Source organism: Aquabacterium sp. (genome assembly GCF_050725395.1).
In the GTDB taxonomy this organism is placed as follows: Bacteria; Pseudomonadota; Gammaproteobacteria; order Burkholderiales; family Burkholderiaceae_C; genus Aquabacterium.
Window position 1 is genome coordinate 179,370 of the sequence record NZ_JBOHHL010000002.1, and the last position, 21,045, is coordinate 200,414.

Consider the following 21,045-nt stretch of genomic DNA (forward strand, 5'->3'; position numbering starts at 1 on the left):
CTCAACTCAAGCTTCATTCTCATCAAGCCATGGCCATCACCGTAAGACTGGGCACGCCCGCCGACAACGCCAAGATGCAGGACCTGATCACCAAGATCACGATGCCGGGTGTGGCGCAGATGTGCTTCCAGCGGGACCCGGACTTTTTCGTGGGCGCCAAGGTGATCGGCGACGAGTTCGTCCTGACGGTGGCCGACGATTCGGAGCGCCCCGACGTGCTGGCAGGCCTGACGGTGATCTCGGGCCGCGAGCTGTTCATCAGTGGCAAGAAGCGCCGCGTGTACTACTCGGGCGACACGCGTGTTGATCCGTTCTACCGCCGCCGCGGCATCGCGTCCAACCTGTTCATCGAGCAGAAGAAGTTCCGCTCGACCGAGGACCTGCTGCAGGGCATTGTGCTGAAAGAGAACACCGCCCCGCTGGACGCCGCCGCCAACTCGGCCGATGGCGTGCTGTTCCGCTACTGGATCAGCCACGCGATCGAGACCAGCTTCATCTTCACGCGCAAGATCAAGCCGCGCATCCCCAACGGCGTGCAGATCCGCGCGGCCACCACGGCCGATGTGCCGGCCATGCAAGCCTTCTTCGACCGCGAGGCACCGCGCCGCAACGGTTACCCGGTGTACGACTTCAGCAAGCTGGTGGCGGGCGATCCCTACTATGCGGGCCTGTCGATCGGTGACTTCGCCCTGGCCACGCGCAACGGCGAGATCATCGGCTTCCTGGCCGGATGGAACCAGAAGGCCTACAAGCAGACGCGCATCGTGGGCTTCAAGCCCATCGTCAAGCTGTTGCGCCCGCTGTACAACCTGTACGTGGGCGTCACTGGCGGCTTCAAGCTGCCCGCCATTGGTGGCACGCTGAACTACCTGTCGCTGTACAACATCCTGGTGGCCAAGGACGACCCTGAGGTGCTGCAAGGCCTGATCGACTGGATCATGGCGAACCAGGGCCAGAAGTACGACGCGCTGGCCATCGGCATCACACAGACCGATCCGCTGGCCGAGGTGCCGCGCCGCTACAAGCGCCAGAAGCTGTTCTCCAGCCACTTCTGGCTGAGCTATGGCGAAGACCCGCGCCCCGGCATCGACGACCGGCCACTGTACGTGGAGCTGGGCCGCCTCTGATCGAAGCGGGTCAGGCGGGATCGATGCCCGCCTCGCGCACCAGCCGGACGATGGTCTGGTCCAGGCGGGCGGTGTAGGCGTCGATCTCTTCGACCGTGTTGTCGCTGCGCTGCCAGGACACGGGCATGTAGAAGACGCCGTCCAACTCGGTCATCACCATCAGCAGCGCGATGCTGGTCACGATGGGGATGAACTCGGTGACCTTGATGGCCGCGCCCGGCGCGTTGATGTGGCTCACGTCGCCCAGGCTGGTGCAATGGCAGCTGATCTTGGGGAAGCGGTTCTTGCGCTTGAGCTGGTGGGCGATGTGGCCGATCAGCGTGCGGCCCAGCAGGGGCATGGACTCTTCGAGCAGGTAGGTCCAGAACATCTCGCGCCGGGTGAAGCGGTCCAGGCCCTCCTTGACGTGGGCGCCCACGGACTTCACCCGCTCGGGCAATGATTTGCGCGGGTCGTCTTCGGTCACGAGGAAGGCACCGACGTGGTTGCCCCACAGCGGGCCGAAGCCGCGCGACTCGGGATAGTGCTTGCGCATGTCCACCGAGATGCGGATCACGGCGGCGGCCTGGGGATCGTCCTTGGCCAGGTCCAGGAAGCTCTGCGCCACGGCCGACACCATGAAGGTGTTGAGCGACACCCCCAGCTTGCGCGCGGCCTGCCTCAGCACGGCCGACCCCACGCTGACGCGGTAGTGGCGCATCGCGTTGACCGAGAAGTGCGGCGTGACGCGCATCGGCAATTGCTGGATGTGCAGGCCGGCCTGGCGCTTGGCTTCGTTGACCTTGTGCTGGCGTGAACGCCACATCTGCACCGGCCATTGCCACCCATGCGCGGGCGCCGCCGCGCCGACCATCGACGGGGTCTCGACCGGCTGCATGTCGATCGCCTGGCCGTTGAGCAGCTTGAGCAAATCGGCCACCAGCTGCATGCACGTGCGGCCATCGCCGAACAGGTGGTGCAGGCAGATGAAGATGACCGGCGTGGACATGTGCGGGATGAAGCGCATGTGGAAGCTCAAGCCCCGCTCCAGCGGCATCACCTCGTTGAGCATCTGGTTCTGGTAGGCCTCCAGCGCCGTGCCGTCCAAGGCGTCGATGTGGGCCTCGACCCGGTACGCCACGCTGAACAGCTGGTCCACCAACTCGTCGTCCGGCAGGATGCGCAGGCGGCAAAAGTATTTGCCCGGCGCCACCACGCCCCGCAGGCGCGGGTGGTGCGTGACCAGCGAGCGCATGGCACGACGGACGTCGGCTTCGGCCACGGGCGTGTTCAGCCGGAGCAGGTAGGGCTGGACCATGGTGCCGGCCGCGCCGTCGATGGCCGCGTAGCCATGCTCGGTCCGGTTGAGAGGGTAAGTGGTGTCATCGACTGCGTGGGCCATGGGGAGATCCTGCCAGAAGGCAGCCAGCCACCACCTTATGACTTGTGCGGAGATCAATGCACATTTACCGCGCAAGCCCGCTTTCGATCAACGGACGCCGCTGCCTACAATGCGGGATGACCACCGCCACGCCCAAGCTCCCCTCCCTGGCCAATGACCGCTTCCTGCGGGCCTGCCTGCGCCTGCCCACCGATGCCACGCCCGTGTGGCTGATGCGCCAGGCGGGGCGCTACCTCCCCGAGTACCGCGCCACGCGCGACCAGGCCGGCAGCTTCATGGGCCTGGCCACCAACCCAGAGGCCGCCTGCGAAGTCACGCTGCAACCGCTGGCACGCTACGACCTGGACGCGGCCATCCTCTTCAGCGACATCCTGACCGTGCCCGATGCCATGGGCCTGGGCCTGAGTTTCGCGGCCGGTGAAGGCCCCAAGTTCGCCCACGTGGTGCGCGACGAAGCCGCTGTCGCCAAGCTGGCCGTGCCCGACATGGACAAGCTCCGATATGTGTTTGACGCGGTCGGCACCATCCGCAAGGCCTTGTCTGACCAGAACGGCGTGGGCCGCGTGCCGCTGATCGGCTTCTCGGGCAGCCCTTGGACGCTGGCCTGCTACATGGTCGAAGGCGGCGGCTCGGACGACTACCGACTGGTCAAGACCCTGATGTACCAGCGCCCCGACCTGATGCACCGCATCCTGGCCATCAACGCCGACGCCGTGGCCCTGTACCTCAACACGCAGATCGAGGCCGGCGCGCAAGCGGTGATGGTGTTCGATTCCTGGGGCGGCGTGCTGGCCGATGGTGCCTTCCAGGAATTCAGCCTGGCCTACACGCGCCGGGTGCTGGCGCAACTCAAGAAAGAGCACGAAGGCTACCGAATCCCGCACATCGTGTTCACCAAGGGCGGCGGGCTGTGGATCGACCAGATCGCCGATGCCGGCAGCGATGTCGTCGGCTTGGACTGGACCGTGAACCTGGGCCAGGCCCGCGCCCGCGTGGGCAACCGCGTGGCCCTGCAAGGCAACCTCGACCCCAATGTGCTGTTCGCCAACCCGGATCAGATCCGGGCCGAAGTCATCAAGACGCTGGACAGCTTCGGCGTGCCCGGCCATGGCAGTGGTCACATCTTCAACCTGGGCCACGGCATCAGCCAGTTCACCCCCCCCGAGCACGTGTCGGTGCTGGTGGACACGGTGCACGAGCACTCGCGCCGCCAGCGCGGCTGAGGCCAGCCAGTCCGGTCAGCCTTCTTCTGCTTCACGCCGCGTGGGCCGAGGTGCTCTCGCGCGTGGCCAGGACGGCCGCCAGCAAGATCAACCCTCCACCGATCATCACCGTGGCGGTGAGCACCTCGCCGCCCCACCACACGGCCGAGCCCGCGGCAAAGACGATTTCGGTCAGCATGACCACCGAGCTGATGCTGACCGGCACGCGCGAGGCGCCGTACTGCAGCGCCATGTTGCCGCAGAACATGGCCAGCCCCAGGGCCAGGGCGCCCAGCAGCCAATGCGGATCGAAAGACGGCAAAGGTGGAATGGCACCTTGCGCCGACAAAACCATGGCCAGGGTGCCCGGCAACAGCAAACCACCCGTGAACATGGCCAAGGCCCGCGCCGACGTGTCCTGGTGCGCCTGGCGGCGCAGCACCACATTGTTGACCGCGAAGCCCAGACCACCCACGATGCCCAGCACATCGGGCAGCCCCGTGAAGACCGGCCAGGCACCATCGGCGGGCTTGAGCACCAGGACGGCGCCCAGCAAGGCCAGGGCCACGCGCCACAGGGCCGCCGCCGTGGGCCGCTCACCCAGCGCGAGCCAGGCCAACAACACCGCCCACACCGGCATCAGGTAGAACAAGAGCACCACGCGCACCACCTCGCCGATGCTCACGCCCCAGTTGAAGGCCGCGTTGGTGCCACCCGCCGCCAAGGCCAGGAGCCACAGCGCTGGCGTGCGCATCAGCACGCCCAGGGCCGATGGCCGCCAAAGCAGGATCAGGCACACGCTCATCACGAAGAAGATGGCCGTGGCCCACAAAGGGTGCAGCCCCATGGACTGCAGCTGCCGCAAGGGCCACCAAGACAGCCCCCAGATCATGGCGTTGCACACCAGCGCGAGGTAAGGCATCAGCGTCGCTCGATCACCATCGGGGTCAAGGCCAGCGCCTCACGCACGGCACGCGCCACGCCTTGCGCCTGCTCGCGGCTTTCGTAAGGCCCCACCTGCAGGCGGAACAAGGCGGCTTCCTTGAAGACCGCCATGAACGGCACCAGCGACGCCAGTTCGGCGTTGACCCGCTGCTGCAACTTGTCCACGCCATCGCGCCGGCCGAGCGCGGCCAGTTGCACCCAGAAACCACGGGCCGCCGGGGTGTAAGCGCGGTCGGGCGAAGTGGACGCCGCCACGGGCGTGGTGTCGGCCGCCGCCTGGCCCGTGTCGGACGGGGGCGAGGCCAGTGCCACGACGGCCGCCGTGGGGGTCACCACGGTGGAGGTGCTCGAAGAAGCCAGCGCCGTGATGGGGTCATCGCCCGTGGCAGGCACCTCCGCCGTGCCAGGCGTGGCGTTGCGCCGCCAGGCGCCTGTGCGGATGTCGTCGAAGGTCAGGCGCTCCAGTTCGACCTCGGCACTGCCCATGGACACGATGCCCAGCTTGAGCGCCGCCGCGTAGCTCAGGTCCAGCACACGGTTGGAATGGAAGGGGCCGCGGTCGTTGACCCGCACGATCACCTCCTTGCCCGACGCCACATGGCGCACGCGCACATAGCTGGGAATGGGCAGGGTGCGGTGCGCGGCGGTCAGGCCATACAGGCTGAACAACTCGCCACTGGCCGTGCGCCGCCCGTGGAACTTCTGGCCATACCAGGACGCCAGGCCGCGCTGCTTCCAAGGCACGTCGGCCACCATGGGCTCGTAGCTCTGGCCCAGCACGGTGTAGGGCTTGTTCGGCCCGCCCTGGCGAATGGGCTCGACCCGGGGCTCCGGATCGGGCGTCTTGGCCAGGTCGGCCGGCCTCACCGCGGGCGGGCCATCCCGCCCACCGGGCGTCGAAGGCGAACGGGCGCCGGAAGGGCCCGGGCCGGACGCGCACCCCGCCAGGATCAGCAAAGCCAGCAGGCTGGCCGAGGCGGCAAAAAACGAGCGGGACGCGAAGGCAAGCATGGCCCGCACCATACACGACCTTGCCGAACACTTTGAAACGGCCAAACGGGTTTTCATCAGGCGCGAAATCGCCCGCAAGCGCGGCACAATGAAGGCATCGAACTTTGAACTGCGCTGCCATGTCCTCCGCCCTCGAACACCCCTTCGACCACCCTTTTGAGAGAGGCATGCGCAACCGCCGCGCCGCCCTGGGCGATGCCTGGGTGGACAGGTCGGTGGCCAAGGCCAACGAGTTCAACGCCGAGTTCCAGCACTTCATCACCGACTACGCCTGGCATGGCGTCTGGGGCCGCCCCGGCCTGGACTGGAAGACCCGCCGCATCATCGTGCTGGCCGTGACCAGCGCCTTGGGCCGCTGGGACGAGTTCGAGATCCACCTGCGCGGCGCCCTCACCCCTGGCAACGCCCACACCCTGAGCGTGGAAGAAGTGCGCGAAGCCCTGATCCAGATCGCCATCTACGCAGGGGTACCCGCCGCCAACACCGGCTTCGCCCGCGCCCTGGGCATCATGAAAGAATTGGGCATCGAGCCACCACCCCACCCTGCCACCGATGCCTGGCACCCGGGCGTCGGCAAAAGCGTCTTCACCAGCACCCGGCCCAAGCTGCACGCCACCGTGCGCGAACCGCGCAATGGCCACGAAGACGCGCCCACCGTGGTCCTGAGCCACGCCCTGGGGCAAGACGGCAGCATGTGGGACGCCGTCGCCAACGACCTGGCCGCCACCTGCCGGGTCATCTGCCCCGACACCCGCGGCCACGGCCGTTCACAGATCCCCAACGACCCGCTGAGCCTGGCCGAACTCGCGGCCGATGCCGCGCGCTTGATCGACGAAATCGCCCAGGAGCCCGTCATCTGGGTCGGACTGTCCATGGGCGGCATGATCGGCCAGGAACTGGCCATCCGCCACCCCGACAAGGTCAAGGCCTTGGTGCTGTCGAACACCACCAGTGCCTACCCTGAAGCGGGCCGCGCCGCCATCGGCCAACGCATCGCCACGGTCGAGTCCCATGGCCTGAGCGCCATCAGCACCGGCACCATGGCCCGTTTTTTCAGCGAAGACTTCCGCCAGCACCAGGCTGCTGCCGTGGCACGCCACCAGCGCCTGCTGGAGGCCACCGACCCGGAAGGCTACATTTCCTGCGCGGTGGCCATCTGCGAGATCGACACGACCACGCAGTTGAACCAGATCCGCGTGCCCACCCTGGTCATCGCGGGCGAGAAAGACGAAAGCACGCCGCTGGACATGGCCCAGGTGCTGGCGCGGGGCATCCCCCGGGCGCAGCTGGTCACCCTGAGTGGATGTGCGCACCTCAGTGCCGCGGAGAACCCATTGGCTTTTTCAGAGGTGGTGGGCGAATTCGTGGCCAGCCTTTGACTTTCGCTGGCCCATGAAAAAAGCCCCGCCAGAGCGGGGCTTTTCAACGAGGAAGAACAGCTCGTGCTGATCAATCAGGCAGCGCGGCGAGCGCGGCGGCTGACCAAGGCCACACCGGCCAGGCCCAGACCCATCAGCGCGTACGTGCCGGGTTCGGGGATGGCGGCGGGCAGCGTGCCGATGAAGGACACTTTGCCACCCGACAGGAAGGTGTTGTACGCACCACCCACGCCAGACAGTTCGATCATGGGAATGTTGCTGGACTTGGCGAAGTTGTACGCCGTCACGCCATTGCCCGTGATGGTGAACGTGGCCGAATTGCCCTCGGTGATGCCCGTGCCCGCAAAGTTGATGCTGCCGTTGTAGATGTAGCCACCATCACGGAAAATGGTGGGCAGGCTCAGGAAAGTGGCGCCGCCGGAAACACCGCCGCCAGCCACATTGCCCCAGGTGCCGTTCAGCCACAGGCCATCCACCAAAGTGCCGGCCGTGGTCTTTTGCGGGAACGCCGTCAGGTTCTCGGTCAACTTGACGGTCACGCCCGTGATCACGCCACTGCTGTTCTTGTTATTCGTGATGGTCAGGGAGGCCACCGAATAGTCCAAGGTCTTGGTGTCGAAGACGTTGGCAATGGTCGAGGTGTCGTAGAACGTCTTGAAGCTGTAGGTGTAGCTGTCAAGGTTCGCAACAGCAGCATTGGCCGAAGAGGCAATTGCCATCGCCGCCAGTCCCGCCGCCACTGCTATTTTTCGCAGATTTTGTGTCATAAAAAAGGCTCCTCTCCTCGCGGAAGATGTCGGGCTTGGTGACTGGGTTGATTTCATGTGGTATAGCCCCGACCATGTAAATATTAGCTGTGCAACGCTGCACGACCAAGAGGGTTTTGCCGACCCCCTGATCAAGGGGGATCACGCCAAATGGGCACCCAGCCACCCCGACCTCTGGTCGTCACTCGCGCGTCCAACAAGTTCAACTGTGCACTATGCTGTGCGGCCCGTGTCCCCCGAGAATCAGTGTTTTTCGTGTCCGCATCTCCCAGCCCAGTTTCCACCCTCAACCCGGCCCAGATGGCCGCCGTGCTGCACCTTCATGGCCCCTGCCTGGTCCTGGCCGGCGCCGGATCGGGCAAGACGCGGGTGATCACGCAGAAGATCGCGCGGCTGCTGCAACCCGGTGACGGCGCCGACCTGGCCCCCTCGCAGATCGCGGCCATCACCTTCACCAACAAGGCCGCACTGGAAATGCGTGAGCGGGCCAAGGCCCTGGTGGGCGCCAAGGCAGCGGGCAAGCTGCTGGTTTGCACCTTCCACTCGCTGGGCGTGCGCCTGCTGCGCGAAGATGGCGAGGCCCTGGGCCTCAAGCCCAAGTTCTCGATCCTGGACAGCGACGACGTGCTGGGCATCATCCGTGACGCTGGCGGCACCACCGACCCCAAGCAGGCCCGCCACTGGCAGTGGACCATCAGCAGCTGGAAGAACCAGGGCCTGAACAGCGCCCAAGCGGAAGCTGTGGCCGAGAACGACGACGAACGCGTCTGCGCCCGCGTCATGCGCCTGTACGAGGAGCGCTTGATGGCCTACCAGGCGGTCGACTTCGACGACCTGATCGGCCTGGCCATGAAGCTGCTGGCCGAGCACGAGCACGTGCGTGCCAAATGGCAGCGCAACCTGCGCCACGTGCTGGTCGACGAGTACCAGGACACCAACGCCACCCAATATGACTTGCTGAAACTGCTGGTGGGCGAACGTGGCATCTTCACCGCCGTGGGCGACGACGACCAGTCCATCTACGGTTGGCGCGGCGCCACGCTGGAGAACCTCAAGCGCCTGCCACAAGACTTTCCGCAACTGAAGGTGATCCCGCTGGAGCAGAACTACCGCTCCACCAGCGCGATCCTGCGCGCCGCCAACAACGTCATCCAGCTCAACCCCAAGCTGTACCCGAAAACTTTGTGGAGCGACCTGGGCGAAGGCGAGCCGGTCAAGGTGGTCGAGTGCGACAACGAAGAGCACGAGGCCGAGCGCGCGGTGGGCCGCATCCTGGCCTTGCGGGCCGGCAATGCCGGAACCGCGGAGGGCATCGCCGCCCCCTGGAGCGACTTCGCCATCCTGTACCGCGCCAACTTCCAGGCCAAGGCGTTCGAGAAGGCACTGCGCAAGGCCAACGTGCCTTACAAGGTGTCCGGCGGCCAAAGCTTTTTCGACCGCGCCGAGATCAAGGACCTGTGCGCCTGGCTGCGCCTGCTGGTCAACAACGACGACGACCCGGCGTTCTTGCGCGCGGTGACGACCCCCAAGCGCGGCATCGGCCACCAGACGCTGGGCGCGCTGGGCGAGTTCGCCGGCAAATGGAAGGTCAGCCTGTACGAGGCGCTGTTCGCCGAATCGCTGTCGGCCTCGCTGAACGCGCGGGCGATCGCCTCATTGCACGAGTTCGGCCGCTTCGTGAACGAGTTCGACCACCGCGCCCGCACCACCACCGGCGGCGAAGATGCCAAGGTGCTGCTGATGGAATGGCTCAAGGACATCGGCTACGAACAGCACCTGTACGACGAGGCCGAGACCGAAAAGGTGGGCGCCAGCCGCTGGGCCAACGTCCTGGATTTCATCGATTGGATCGCCAAGCGCTGCGGTGGCGAGATCGAGAACGACGGCGGCATGACGGTCGAGACCGAGAAGAAAAGCGTGATCGAGGTGGCCCAGACCATTTCCCTGATCACCAGCCTGGCAGAACGTGGCGGCGACACCAATGTGGTCACCCTGTCGACCCTGCACGCTTCGAAAGGCCTGGAGTGGCCGCACGTCGTGCTGGCCGGCGTGAACGAAGGCTCTTTGCCGTTCAACAACGAAGAAAACGAGATCACACCTGACCGGCTGGAGGAAGAACGCCGCCTGATGTACGTGGGCATCACCCGCGCGCGGCTGACCTTGTCGGTGAGCACGCTCAAGCGCCGCAAGAAAGGGCGCGAGCTGGTCGTCGCCATTCCCAGCCGCTTCATCGCCGAAATGAAACTGGGGGAGGGTGGCCCCGTGGAGAACCCGCGGGAGAAACTGCGGCGGCTGCGCGAGGAGATGGCGGCCAAATCGGCCAGCACCCGCTTGCCTGACGCCTGAACGGGGGGCTCCGCCGATTGACCGCCGTGCAATTTGCACGCGAGAATGAACGGCTTTCATTCAACAATCCAAGGGAGTCCTCATGATTTCTGTCCGAAACATCGGCGCCGCACTGGCCGTCATTTGCGTGACCACCGCCGCCACCAACGCCACCGCCGCGTTCACGCAACCTTCTTACGACTTCGGCAATGTCTCGACATTCGCCACCGTGGCCGTGCCCACCAGCAGCGGCACGTTCAGCAAGGAACTGACCTTTTCGCTCAGCAGCGCGGCAGACATTCGGATCGACGCCCGCCTGGTGGGCTCAAGCTACAAATACGACGGCGCCACCTCCTACCTGTCCAACCCGGCGTTCAACCTGTTCGACAGCAACCACACCCTGATCGGCACCTCGGTCCTCGACAGCACCTTCGCGCAAAGGGATGGCAATGGTTGCACCTTCACGCAGTGCTTTTTCAACCAAGGGGTGACGCTGGCCCAGAACCTGGCCGCAGGCAGCTATTCCATCGAATTTTCAAGCTTCGTGAGCGGCACCCGCGCCAATCAACTGCATTTCGGCGTGTCCAAAAACGAAGCCTCGGTGATCAGCGCCTACCTGACCCAGGTGACGCCCGCTGGTGCCGTGCCGGAAGCCTCCACCTGCGCCATGATGTTGCTGGGTTTGGCTGGGCTGAGCCTGGGTGTGCGCAAACAGCGCGTTTAAACTTCGAGACCCGCCAAAGAAAAAGCCCGGAACCAGAGATTCCGGGCTTGAAATCCGCCAAAAAAATGGAGGAGTGGAGGAGACAAATGAAACAAGCTGGGTGTCTGATGACGGAACCGGTAAAAAGTTCCACACCCATGCATCAAATTGTATTCTTTACCAGAATCTGACACAAGGGGATTCCCGATAAATTGTTTCCTTGTGCAAAATTCAACCCCTCTCAAGATTTCTGGAATTAACAGCATGGAATGCACCATTCATTGGCAACCCTCGGCGGGCATGGCTTTTCTGGCTGAAACCGGCAGCGGCCACGTGCTGACCATGGACGGCGCCCCAGACGGTGGCGGCCGCAACCTGGCCCCCCGCCCCATGGAAACCGTGTTGGCGGGCACCGGCGGCTGCACGGCCTACGACGTGGTGCTGATCCTCAAGCGGGGCCGCCACGATGTGCGCGGTTGCCAGCTCAAGCTCACCAGCGAGCGGGCCGACACCGACCCCAAGGTCTTCACCAAGATCCACATGCACTTCGTGGTGACCGGCGTGAACCTGACCGAAGCCGCGGTTCAGCGCGCAATCCAGATGTCGCACGAAAAATACTGCTCGGCCAGCATCATGTTGGGCAAGACGGCCGACATCACGACCAGCTTCGAGCTCGTCGCGGCCTGAAAAAAACGCGCCGCTTCTCTGCTCAGAGGTAGTGCGCCGTGGTCGTCATGACTTTGGCGGCCAGGCGCATCAGGCCGCGCACGGGCGCCGGCAACTCGGCACCGCCGGCCTTCATGGCGGCGTCGGCGTGGGCGGTCTCGTCGTCGCGCATCTGGGCAACGATGGCCCGCGAAGGGTGATCGCCCGCGGGCAATGAAGTCAGGTGCCCATCAAGGTGCTGCGCCACCTGCCGCTCGGTCTCGACCACAAAGCCCAAGCTGACCGAGTCGCCGGCCCGCGCGGCCAGCCAACCCAGGCCGAAGGCCCCGGCGTACCACAGCGGGTTGAGCAGGCTGGTGCGACCGCCGAGTTCTCGCAGGCGCTGTTCGGTCCAGGCCAGGTGATCGTTTTCTTCGCGGGCGGCCGCGTCGAACTGGGCTTTCACCGACGCGTCGCGGGCCCCCAGTGCCTGAGAGGCGTACAGGGCTTGCGCGCAGACCTCACCCACGTGGTTGACACGCATCAGCGCAGAGGCATGGCGTTTTTCGGCCTCGGTCAAGGGCGTGCTGTCCACGGTCAGGGACTGCGGGCAGGGCTTGGAGGCACTGTGTTCGGCGAACACCGTGCGCAGGGCCGAATCCAGGGCGATCAAGACGTGGTCGACCGGAGAGTGGTCGCGGCCCACGGTGGCCGATGAAGCGGAGGGTGAAGTCATGCCGGACATGTTAGCGCCGCATCAGCCCCCGACTCTTGGCAATGGACATCAGCATGCCCAGCGCCAGGCCCAAGGTGACCATGGCCGTGCCCCCGTAGCTGATGAAGGGCAAGGGCACCCCCACCACTGGCAGGATGCCGCTGACCATGCCCATGTTGACGAAGGCATAGGTGAAGAAGCTGAGCGACATGCTGCCTGCCAGCAACCGCGAGAACAGCGAAGGCGCCTGCGAGGCGATCACCAGGCCGCGGAAAATCAGGGCCAGGAAACCCGCCATGAGCAACAGCGCGCCGATCAAACCCTGCTCTTCGGAGAAGGCCGCGAAGACGAAGTCGGTGGTGCGCTCGGGGATGAACTCGAGGTGGGTCTGCGTGCCCTTCATGAAGCCCTTGCCGGTGACGCCGCCCGAGCCGATGGCGATCATGCCCTGGATGATGTGGAAGCCCTTGCCCAGCGGGTCGGTGGTGGGATCGAGCAAGGTGCAGACGCGGTTCTTCTGGTAGTCGTGCAGGCCCACCCATTCGACGCCAGGCTGGCAGATCTTGTCTTCGGACAGGACCAGCGTGGTGATGCCCGCCGCCGCCACCAGGACCACCGGCACGATGAGCTTCCAGTTGAGGCCCGCGAAGAAGATCACGTACAGGCCGCCCGACAAGACCAGCAGGGAGGTGCCCAAGTCGGGCTGTTTCATGATCAAGCCGACGGGGATGGCCAGCAGCAACCCAGCCACCGCGAAATCCAGGCCCCGCAACTGGCCCTCGCGCCGCTGGAACCACCAGGCCAGCATCAAGGGCATGGCGATCTTGAGGATCTCGCTGGGCTGGATGACCATGCCCACGTTGAGCCAGCGCGTGGCGCCTTTCTTGGTGATGCCCACGTGCGGCAAGGCAGTGATGATGAGCAGCAGCACCCCGACCACGTACAGGGGCACGGCCAGGGCCATCAGGCGCTGGGGCGGCACCTGCGCGGCCACGAACAGCACGACGAAGGCCAGCGCCATGTTGCGCGACTGGTCGATGAAACGCGTGCCATGGTCGTAACCCACCGAATACATGGTGAACAGGCCCAGGCCGCACAGGAAGAGCACGGCCAGCAGCAGGAAGGGGTCGAAGCCCTGGAAAATGGGCTTGACGCGCTGCCACAGAGAAGGTTGTCCAAACGATCCGGTCATGGCGCACTCGCGGGTTTGGGAAGGGAGGCAGGGGCCGAGGCGGCCGCGGGAGCCGATGGGGCCGAAGCCGCACCTGGCAAGGGCACGTCGCCCCCAAAGGCATCCAGCCCGTGGGGCAAGGGCACCTCGGACGCCTTGCGTGGCGTGCCGATGGGCGCCCCGGCCTTGCCTTGGCGAACGGCCTCGATGTCTTCCTCGCTGGGGTAGACGCCGGCCAGCAGGTAGTCGAGCACGCGCCGGGCGATGGGCGCGGCGGCGGCGGCGCCGAAGCCCGCGTTCTCGACGATCAGGGTCAAGGCCACGCGGGGCGCGTCAGACGGCGCAAAGGCCTCGTACAGCGAATGGTCGCGCCGGTATTCGTCGATGTTGGCGGCCTTGTATTTCTCGTTCTGCTTGAGCGTGACCGACTGGGCCGTGCCGGTCTTGCCCCCGCTCTGGTATGGCGCCCCCAAAAACACCCGCGATGAAGTGCCCTCCTGCGCCACCGCCGACATGGCCGACCGGATGAAGGCCGCGTGCTCGGGCTTGATGGGCACGGGCGGCATCGGGTGGCCCGAGATGTCCACGCGGTGCCGGGTCACCACGTCCTCGATGCCCCGCACGATGCGTGGCTGGAAGCGTTGGCCGTCGGACACAAGCGTGGCCAGGGCCGAGGCCATCTGCACCATGGTGAAGCTGTTGTAGCCCTGGCCGATGCCCAGCGAGATGGTTTCGCCCGCGTACCAGCGCCGCTGTTCCGGCCGGCGGTAAGCCTTGCGCTTCCACTCGGTGGACGGCAGGATGCCGGTGACCTCGCCCTTGAGGTCGATGCCGGTCAGGCGGCCGAAGCCCAGCGGCTCCATCTGGTCGTGGATGGTGTCCACGCCCAGCTCATTGGCCAGCGAATAGAAGTAGACGTTGCTCGACTCCACGATGGCGCGGCGCATGTCCATCGCGCCGCCGCGTTCGTTCTCCGGGCTGCGGAAACGGTGGCCGCCGAACATGAACACGCCGTTGTCCATGATGATGGTGCTGGGGTGGCGTTTGCCGGTGCTCAATGCCGCCAGGGCCATGAAGGGCTTGTAGGTGGAGCCCGGCGGGTAGGTGCCACGCAGCGCGCGGTTCAGCAGGGGCTTGTCGGGTGATTCGTTCAGGTCGCGCCAGCTGTCGCTGTCGATGCCATCGACAAAGAGGTTGGGATCGAAAGTGGGCTTGCTGACGAAGGCCAGCACCTCGCCATTGCGCGGGTCGATGGCCACCAGGGCACCGCGGCGGCTGCCGAAGAGCTTCTCGATCAGGTCCTGCAGCTTGATGTCGAGCGACAGGGTGAGCGTGTTGCCCGGCGTGGGCGGCTTGGACCGCAGGCGGCGCACGGCCCGGCCACCCGCGCTGGTCTCGACCTCTTCCACGCCGGTCAGGCCATGCAGCTCGCGCTCGTAGTACTGCTCGATGCCGAGCTTGCCGATGTAATCGGTGCCCCGGTAGTTGGCCTGGTCTTCGTCCGGCCACTCCTCGATGGCTTCTTTTTCGCGCTGGTTGATGCGGCCGATGTAGCCCAGCACGTGGCTGGCCAGCTCGCCATAAGGGTAGTGGCGGAACAGGCGCGCCTGGATGTCGACCCCCGGGAAGCGGAAGCGCTGCGCGGTGAAGCGCGCCACCTCGGTGTCGGTCAGGCGCGTGCGGATGGGGATGGACTCGAAGCTCTTGGATTCTTCGCGCAGGCGCTTGAAACGGCGCCGATCGCGCGGCGCCACTTCCACGATCTTGGACAAGGCTTCGATGGTGGCCTCGACGTCCTCGACCTTGGAGGGGGTGATTTCCAGGGTGTAGGCCGAGTAGTTGTTGGCCAGCACCACGCCGTTGCGGTCGACGATCAGGCCCCGGTTGGGCACGATGGGCACGACCGCGATGCGGTTGTTCTCGGCTTGGGTGGACAACTCATCGTGGCGGGCCACCTGCAGCACCACCAGCCGCGCGATCAGGAGGCTGAAGCAGAACAGCACGAAGCCAACCGCCGCCCACAGACGGGCGCGAAAACGCCCCAGTTCCTGTTCAAGGTTCTTGATCTCGGTCATGAAACGGCCATGCCCCGGTCGCTCACAGCGGACGGTTCTTGTCGCGGTCCGGCGCGCGGCGCTGCGGGGCCAGCAGCAGGAAGGTCACCACGGGCCACAAGGCGGACTCCAGCAAGGGCGACACCATCAGGGTCCAGCCCGGGAAGCCGGCGCCGGCGATCAGGCGCACCAGCAGCGACACCATGTGCGCCGCGATGAACAAGGGCAGGATCTGCACGGCCTGCGAGCCCACCGTGAACCACAGCAGGCGGCGGTGCACGGCGATGGCCGAGTAGCTGAGCAGGGTGTAGGCCAGGGCATGCTGCCCCAGCAAGGCGCCCTGGTGCACGTCCATGAACACCCCGAAAGCGAAGGCCACGCCCACGCCCACGCGGCGCGGCTGGTGCACGTTCCAGAACACCAGCGCCACGGCCAGCAGGTCGGGCACGGCGCCCGTGCGCCCCATCGGGATCAGGTTGAAGGCAAAGGCCAGCAACAGTGACACCCAGATGAACACCGGATTGACCGGCATCAGCAGCGGACTGCCACGCGGCATCATGGCTTGGCTCCCGAGGTGGCCGAACTGCCGGCATGGGCCGCGCTGGGCTTGCGGCCGGCGTGCGCGGCGGATTCGGGCTTGGCGTGGTGCGCACCGCTGGCCGCGGCGGAAGACACGGCGGCCATGGCGGCGGCTTCGGCTTCCGAAGGCCGCTCCGGCAGCTGGTCGGACACAGGGTGCAGCAACAGCACGTGCCGCGAGTTGTCGGGCTGCGACCGGGGTACCAGCACGATGCGGGCAAAAGCCGAGTCGGCGCGGCGGTCCACCTGCGCCACCTTGGCCACCGGCAGGCCCGCGGGATAGACGCCATCCAACCCGGAGGTCTGCAATTCATCGCCCACCTGCACGTCGGCATTGCCGGCCATGAAGCGCAACTCCATGCCCAGCACCTGCGGCGTCCCGTAGGCCACGCCACGCTGACGCGTGCGGCTGTTGACCACCGGGACGGCCGCGTCCTTGTCGGTCACCAGGGTCACCTCGGAGGTGAGCGGGTAGACCCTTGTGACCTGGCCCAGCACCCCGGCATCGTCGATCACGGGCGAGCCCAGCACCACGCCATGGCTGCTGCCCTGGTCGATCACGACCTTGCGGGTGAAGGGATCGGGTGCGTCGTACAACACCTCGGCAGCCTGTGATTGCACATTGACCCGGGGACGCAGGGCCAGCAGTTCGCGCAAACGGGCGTTTTCGCGCTCCAGTTGGTCGACGCGCATCACGCGCTCGGCCTGGGCCGCGGCCTTTTTCTGGGAATCGTGCAAAGTCAGCCTGGCCTGCTCCAGGCCCGAGGTGTAATGCCCGGCTTCGGCCCACCAGGCCTGCGGAGCCAACAGCACGCTTTGCATGGGTTGCAGCATGGTGGCCACCACGGCGCGCAAAGGCTGGGTCACCTTCCAGCGCGTGTCGGCCACCATCAAAAAGATGGCCAGGGCCGAGAAAAACATCAGCCGTGTGAACGCCGACGGCCCTTGCTTGAAGAAGGGCGGTGGCGAACGATCCAGTGTGACCAGGGGCATGCAGCGGTTCCCGCGCAAAAGGGCGGGCGCCGCCAGCCTGCGGCGCTCACCGTGTCACCAGCTTATTCCGATGTAAAGATGCTGCCCAGGCGGTCCATGCGCTCCAGGGCCATGCCACAACCGCGCACCACGCAGGTCAGCGGGTCTTCGGCGACCAGCACCGGCAGGCCAGTTTCCTCGGCCAGCAGGCGGTCCAGGTCGCGCAAGAGGGCGCCACCGCCGGTCAGCATCATGCCGCGCTCGGCGATGTCGGCGCCCAGCTCGGGCGGCGTCTGCTCCAGCGCGTTCTTGACGGCCGACACGATCTGGTTGAGCGGATCGGTCAGGGCTTCGAGGATTTCGTTGCTGGAAATGGTGAAGCTGCGGGGCACGCCTTCCGACAGGTTGCGGCCCTTGACTTCCATTTCCTTGACCTCGGAGCCTGGGAAGGCCGAGCCGATGCTCTTCTTGATGGCTTCGGCCGTGGGCTCGCCGATCAGCATGCCGTAGTTGCGGCGGATGTAATTGATGATGTGCTCGTCGAACTTGTCGCCGCCCACCCGCACGCTGCCCTTGTAGACCATGCCGCCCAGCGAGATCACGCCGACCTCGGTGGTGCCGCCGCCGATGTCGACCACCATGGAGCCGGAGGCTTCGGACACCGGCAGACCGGCGCCGATGGCCGCGGCCATGGGTTCCTCGATCAAATAGACCTCGGAGGCGCCAGCGCCCAGTGCGGATTCGCGGATGGCGCGGCGTTCGACCTGGGTGGAGCCACAGGGCACGCAGATGATGATCCGCGGCGAGGGCTTCAAGACCGAGCGCGGGTGCACCATCTTGATGAACTGCTTGAGCATCTGCTCGGTGACGGTGAAGTCGGCGATCACGCCGTCCTTCATCGGGCGGATGGCCTCGATGTTGCCGGGCACCTTGCCCAGCATGGCCTTGGCCTCGGTGCCGACCGCCTGGATGGTTTTCTTGCCATTGGGCCCGCCCTCGTGGCGGATGGCGACCACCGAAGGCTCATCGAGCACGATGCCCTTGTCACGCACGAAAATCAGCGTGTTGGCGGTGCCCAGGTCGATGGCCAGGTCAGTGGAGAAATACTTGCGAAACGTTCCGTACATGCGACAACTCTCCGGCTAGCCTCATCAGGTGAAAGACCACCCGCCGTGCCGCATGACCGCACGCGCCGAATCGCCCCAAACCCGAGAAAAGCCTTTGTGCAAATTTTGCAAACAAGATGCGCCGCGCGGCGACACGGCACCGGCGACGATCAGAAATGGCGTTCAACCCCACAGCGGCCACATGCCCAACGGTTGTGCATTCGCCGCTGATGGATAACCTAGGATAATACCCCAAGCCCCGGTGAAATCTCCCTGGGCGCCGCCTTTGCTACCCTTGGATGGAACCCATGGCCCTGACCCCCGCTGACGTCAGCCGGATTGCCCAACTCGCGCGCCTGGAACTGCGCGATGACGAGCAAACCGCCATGCTGACCCAATTGAATGACTTTTTCGCCATCGTCGAGAAAATGCGCGCCGTGGACACCTCCGGCGTGGCGCCCCTGTACACGCCCCTCTCGGCCATCGAAGACGTCACCTTGCGCCTGCGCGAGGATGCCGTCACCGAATCCAACGACCGCGACGCCAACCTGCGCAATGCCCCCGCCCAGGAAAACGGCCTGTTCCTCGTGCCCAAGGTGATCGAATGAGTGCACCGTCTTTGCATGACTTGACACTGGCCCAGTCCGGCCAGCAGTTGGCCGCCGGCCAAACCACCAGCGTGGCCCTGACCCGCCACGCGCTGGAGCGCATCGCCGCGCACAGCGGTTTGGGGGCGTTCCTGCACGTGGATGCCGAGGGCGCACTGGCGCAGGCCTTCGCGGCCGACACCCGCCGCGCCGAAGGTAAAGCGCTGGGCCCGCTGGACGGCATCCCGATCGCACACAAGGACATCTTCGTCACGAAGGACCAGCCGACCACAGCCGCCTCCAAGATCCTGGAGGGTTACGTCAGCCCGTTTGACGCCACCGTGGTGGCCAAACTGAAGGCGGCCGGCACCGTCACCGTGGGCAAGCTCAATTGCGACGAGTTCGCCATGGGCGGCGCCAACGAAAATTCCGCCTACCAGCTGGCGCGCAACCCCTGGGCCACCGACCGCATTCCGGGCGGCTCGTCCGGCGGCTCGGCCGTCGCCGTCTCGGCGCGCCTGGTCGCGGGCGTCACCGGCACCGACACCGGGGGCTCGATCCGCCAGCCAGCCGCCCTGACCGGCATCACCGGCATCAAGCCCACCTATGGCCGCTGCTCGCGCTACGGCATGATCGCTTTCGCCTCGTCGCTGGACCAGGCCGGCCCGCTGGCCCGCACGGCCGAGGACTGCGCCTTGCTGCTGCAGGCCATGAGCGGTTTCGACGAACGCGACGCCACCAGCGCCCAGCAAGGTGTGCCCGACTTCGTGGCAGGCCTGCGGGCACCCCGCACGCACGCCACCGCCGAGCAACCATTGCAAGGCTTGCGCGTGGGCGTGCCCAAGGAGTTCTTTGGCGAAGGCGTGGCCCCCGGCGTGCTCGACGCCACCAAACAGGCCCTGGCCCAGCTTCAGAAGCTGGGCGCCACCCTGGTGGACGTCAGCCTGCCGCGCACCGAGCTGTCGATCCCGGTGTACTACATCATCGCGCCGGCCGAGGCCTCGTCCAACCTGAGCCGCTTCGATGGCGTCAAGTTCGGGCACCGCGCCAAGCAGTACACCGACCTGGCCGACATGTACCGCAAGACCCGCGCCGAAGGCTTCGGCCCCGAGGTCAAGCGCCGGATCATGATCGGCGCCTACGTGCTGTCGCACGGCTACTACGACGCCTACTACCTGCAGGCGCAGAAGCTGCGCCGCATGATCGCCGACGATTTCCAGTCGGCTTTTCAGCACTGCGACGTGATCGCCGGGCCGGTGTCGCCCACCGTGGCGCGCCCCATCGCCGCCGACGGTGGCCGCCAGGCGGACCCCTTGGCCGAGTACCTGGCCGACATCTTCACCTTGCCCGCGTCGCTGGCCGGGCTGCCCGGCATGAGCGTGCCCGCCGGCTTCGGCGAACATGGCCTGCCCGTGGGTCTGCAACTGATCGGCAACTACTGGCAGGAAGGCACTTTGCTGCACGCGGCGCACGCCTTCCAGCACACCACCGACTGGCACCAGCGCGTGCCCGCGAGCCTGGCATGAACAACAGCGCCACCGCGTCACCCCATGACATGACCATCCGCCACCTGGACATCGATTTGAGCCAGGGCTTCGAAGCGCATTGGAACGGGGGCGACGCCTACCGCTCCACGGTGTTCAACGCCCTGTCCTTCATGTTCCCGGTGGGCGAGCAATTCTTCATCGACGCGGTCCGCCACTTCCTGCCCGAGGTCGAGCGCCAAGGCAACACGACGCTGGCCAAGGACATCAAGTTGTTCGCCGGCCAGGAAGCCACGCACCGCCACCTGCACCAGCAGTACAACGACCACCTGCTGGCCATGGGCTACGACGCCTGGATCGAACGCACCCTCAAGCGCGTCATGCACCTCACGCGCCACTCGTCGCCACGCTTCAAGCTGGCGATCACGGTGGCTTACGAACACTTCACCGCCGTGTTGGGCGATGGCCTGCTGCGCCGCACCAGCTGGACCGAACGCATGACACCCATGATGCGCGCCCTCTGGACGTGGCACGCGGCCGAAGAGTCCGAGCACAAGGCCGTGGCCATGGACACCTACAACGCCGTCGGTGGCACCTACCTGATGCGCGTGGCCATCTTCCTGCTGATCTCGATCGAGTTCAACATCTGGGTGGCCATCCAGACCAGCAAGATGTTGCGCCGCGACGGCATGCTCTTCAAGTGGTCCACGCACCGCAGCGCGCTGGGCTTCTGGTTTGGACGCGATGGCGTGGCCTGGCACACCCTGCCCCACTGGCTGGCCTATTTCAAGCCCCGCTTCCACCCCTGGCAACACGACAACCAGGCCCTGCTTGCGCGCTGGCGCCAGCAGAACGCCCAGAGCTACCGAACCGTCGGCAGCCGCCCCTGAAC

Annotated in this window: 19 protein-coding genes; 9 read left to right on the forward strand and 10 right to left on the reverse strand. The window is 65.9% G+C overall.

The genetic code is table 11. From position 1 onward, the window contains the following. Positions 1 to 29 precede the first annotated feature (29 nt). Positions 30 to 1,127, forward strand: coding sequence for a hypothetical protein (locus tag ACREB4_RS02205; RefSeq protein ID WP_431586555.1), 1,098 nt, complete (start codon positions 30 to 32; stop codon positions 1,125 to 1,127). A gap of 10 nt (positions 1,128 to 1,137) precedes the next feature. On the opposite strand, the gene ACREB4_RS02210 is transcribed toward ACREB4_RS02205, so the two are convergent. After that, a complete protein-coding gene (locus tag ACREB4_RS02210) occupies positions 1,138 to 2,508 on the reverse strand; it encodes a hypothetical protein (protein ID WP_431586556.1) in 1,371 nt (456 codons plus the stop codon). A gap of 116 nt (positions 2,509 to 2,624) precedes the next feature. Here ACREB4_RS02210 and hemE point away from each other — a divergent pair, with 116 nt between their 5' ends. Further along, positions 2,625 to 3,731, forward strand: coding sequence for a uroporphyrinogen decarboxylase (gene hemE / locus ACREB4_RS02215; RefSeq protein ID WP_431586557.1), 1,107 nt, complete (start codon positions 2,625 to 2,627; stop codon positions 3,729 to 3,731). Positions 3,732 to 3,762: 31 nt separating this feature from the next. Here hemE and ACREB4_RS02220 read toward each other — a convergent pair whose 3' ends face one another. Both ACREB4_RS02220 and ACREB4_RS02225 read right to left on the reverse strand, forming a co-directional pair. Then, positions 3,763 to 4,632: a DMT family transporter gene (locus ACREB4_RS02220; RefSeq protein WP_431586558.1), complete on the reverse strand. Its 870-nt coding sequence runs from the start codon at positions 4,630 to 4,632 to the stop codon at positions 3,763 to 3,765. Next, a complete protein-coding gene (locus ACREB4_RS02225) occupies positions 4,632 to 5,666 on the reverse strand; it encodes a septal ring lytic transglycosylase RlpA family protein (RefSeq protein ID WP_431586559.1) in 1,035 nt (344 codons plus the stop codon). Before ACREB4_RS02225 ends, ACREB4_RS02220 begins: the two co-directional genes overlap by 1 nt. A 167-nt stretch (positions 5,667 to 5,833) precedes the next feature. On the opposite strand from ACREB4_RS02225, the gene ACREB4_RS02230 reads away from it, so the two are divergent. Beyond that, positions 5,834 to 7,045 carry an alpha/beta fold hydrolase gene (locus ACREB4_RS02230; protein WP_431586560.1) on the forward strand — a complete coding sequence of 404 codons (1,212 nt, stop codon included), beginning with the start codon at positions 5,834 to 5,836 and terminating at the stop codon, positions 7,043 to 7,045. 74 nt (positions 7,046 to 7,119) lie between these two features. On the opposite strand, the gene ACREB4_RS02235 is transcribed toward ACREB4_RS02230, so the two are convergent. Then, positions 7,120 to 7,764 carry a PEP-CTERM sorting domain-containing protein gene (locus ACREB4_RS02235; RefSeq protein ID WP_431586561.1) on the reverse strand — a complete coding sequence of 215 codons (645 nt, stop codon included), beginning with the start codon at positions 7,762 to 7,764 and terminating at the stop codon, positions 7,120 to 7,122. Positions 7,765 to 7,962: 198 nt separating this feature from the next. Between ACREB4_RS02235 and ACREB4_RS02240 the strand changes: the two genes are divergently transcribed. The 3 genes from ACREB4_RS02240 (at position 7,963) to ACREB4_RS02250 (ending at position 11,527) form a co-directional block, all read left to right on the forward strand. Further along, on the forward strand, positions 7,963 to 10,158 hold the full coding sequence (locus ACREB4_RS02240) for an ATP-dependent helicase (RefSeq protein WP_431586562.1): 2,196 nt from the start codon (positions 7,963 to 7,965) through the stop codon (positions 10,156 to 10,158). Positions 10,159 to 10,240: 82 nt separating this feature from the next. After that, positions 10,241 to 10,861 (forward strand): PEP-CTERM sorting domain-containing protein, encoded by a 621-nt coding sequence (locus tag ACREB4_RS02245; protein ID WP_431586563.1) that lies wholly within the window; start codon positions 10,241 to 10,243, stop codon positions 10,859 to 10,861. A 243-nt stretch (positions 10,862 to 11,104) separates the two neighbouring features. Next, a complete protein-coding gene (locus ACREB4_RS02250; RefSeq protein ID WP_431586564.1) occupies positions 11,105 to 11,527 on the forward strand; it encodes an OsmC family protein in 423 nt (140 codons plus the stop codon). A gap of 22 nt (positions 11,528 to 11,549) precedes the next feature. Here the strand turns inward: ACREB4_RS02250 and coq7 are convergent, their stop codons facing one another. The 6 genes from coq7 to ACREB4_RS02280 all read right to left on the reverse strand — a co-directional run bounded on the left by coq7 (position 11,550) and on the right by ACREB4_RS02280 (position 18,103). Beyond that, positions 11,550 to 12,221, reverse strand: coding sequence for a 2-polyprenyl-3-methyl-6-methoxy-1,4-benzoquinone monooxygenase (coq7, locus tag ACREB4_RS02255; protein ID WP_431586565.1), 672 nt, complete (start codon positions 12,219 to 12,221; stop codon positions 11,550 to 11,552). 10 nt (positions 12,222 to 12,231) lie between these two features. Next, complete coding sequence (rodA, locus tag ACREB4_RS02260; protein ID WP_431586566.1) at positions 12,232 to 13,392, reverse strand: rod shape-determining protein RodA; 1,161 nt, start codon at positions 13,390 to 13,392, stop codon at positions 12,232 to 12,234. Beyond that, complete coding sequence (mrdA, locus tag ACREB4_RS02265) at positions 13,389 to 15,446, reverse strand: penicillin-binding protein 2 (RefSeq protein ID WP_431586567.1); 2,058 nt, start codon at positions 15,444 to 15,446, stop codon at positions 13,389 to 13,391. Before mrdA ends, rodA begins: the two co-directional genes overlap by 4 nt. A gap of 22 nt (positions 15,447 to 15,468) precedes the next feature. After that, on the reverse strand, positions 15,469 to 15,984 hold the full coding sequence (mreD, locus tag ACREB4_RS02270; RefSeq protein ID WP_431586568.1) for a rod shape-determining protein MreD: 516 nt from the start codon (positions 15,982 to 15,984) through the stop codon (positions 15,469 to 15,471). Further along, positions 15,981 to 16,997 carry a rod shape-determining protein MreC gene (gene mreC, locus ACREB4_RS02275; protein WP_431586569.1) on the reverse strand — a complete coding sequence of 339 codons (1,017 nt, stop codon included), beginning with the start codon at positions 16,995 to 16,997 and terminating at the stop codon, positions 15,981 to 15,983. Before mreC ends, mreD begins: the two co-directional genes overlap by 4 nt. 62 nt (positions 16,998 to 17,059) lie before the next feature. Then, a complete protein-coding gene (locus tag ACREB4_RS02280) occupies positions 17,060 to 18,103 on the reverse strand; it encodes a rod shape-determining protein (protein WP_230180222.1) in 1,044 nt (347 codons plus the stop codon). A gap of 287 nt (positions 18,104 to 18,390) precedes the next feature. Here ACREB4_RS02280 and gatC point away from each other — a divergent pair, with 287 nt between their 5' ends. The 3 genes from gatC to ACREB4_RS02295 are packed head-to-tail and all read left to right on the forward strand — an operon-like array spanning position 18,391 to position 21,043. Further along, the gene (gene gatC, locus ACREB4_RS02285; protein ID WP_431586570.1) at positions 18,391 to 18,690 is read left to right on the forward strand and encodes an Asp-tRNA(Asn)/Glu-tRNA(Gln) amidotransferase subunit GatC; all 300 of its coding nucleotides are present in this window, start codon (positions 18,391 to 18,393) and stop codon (positions 18,688 to 18,690) included. Then, positions 18,687 to 20,195 (forward strand): Asp-tRNA(Asn)/Glu-tRNA(Gln) amidotransferase subunit GatA, encoded by a 1,509-nt coding sequence (gene gatA, locus ACREB4_RS02290; protein WP_431586571.1) that lies wholly within the window; start codon positions 18,687 to 18,689, stop codon positions 20,193 to 20,195. Before gatC ends, gatA begins: the two co-directional genes overlap by 4 nt. Then, a complete protein-coding gene (locus ACREB4_RS02295; protein ID WP_431586572.1) occupies positions 20,192 to 21,043 on the forward strand; it encodes a metal-dependent hydrolase in 852 nt (283 codons plus the stop codon). The genes gatA and ACREB4_RS02295 overlap by 4 nt, the downstream gene beginning before the upstream one ends. Positions 21,044 to 21,045: the final 2 nt, after the last annotated feature.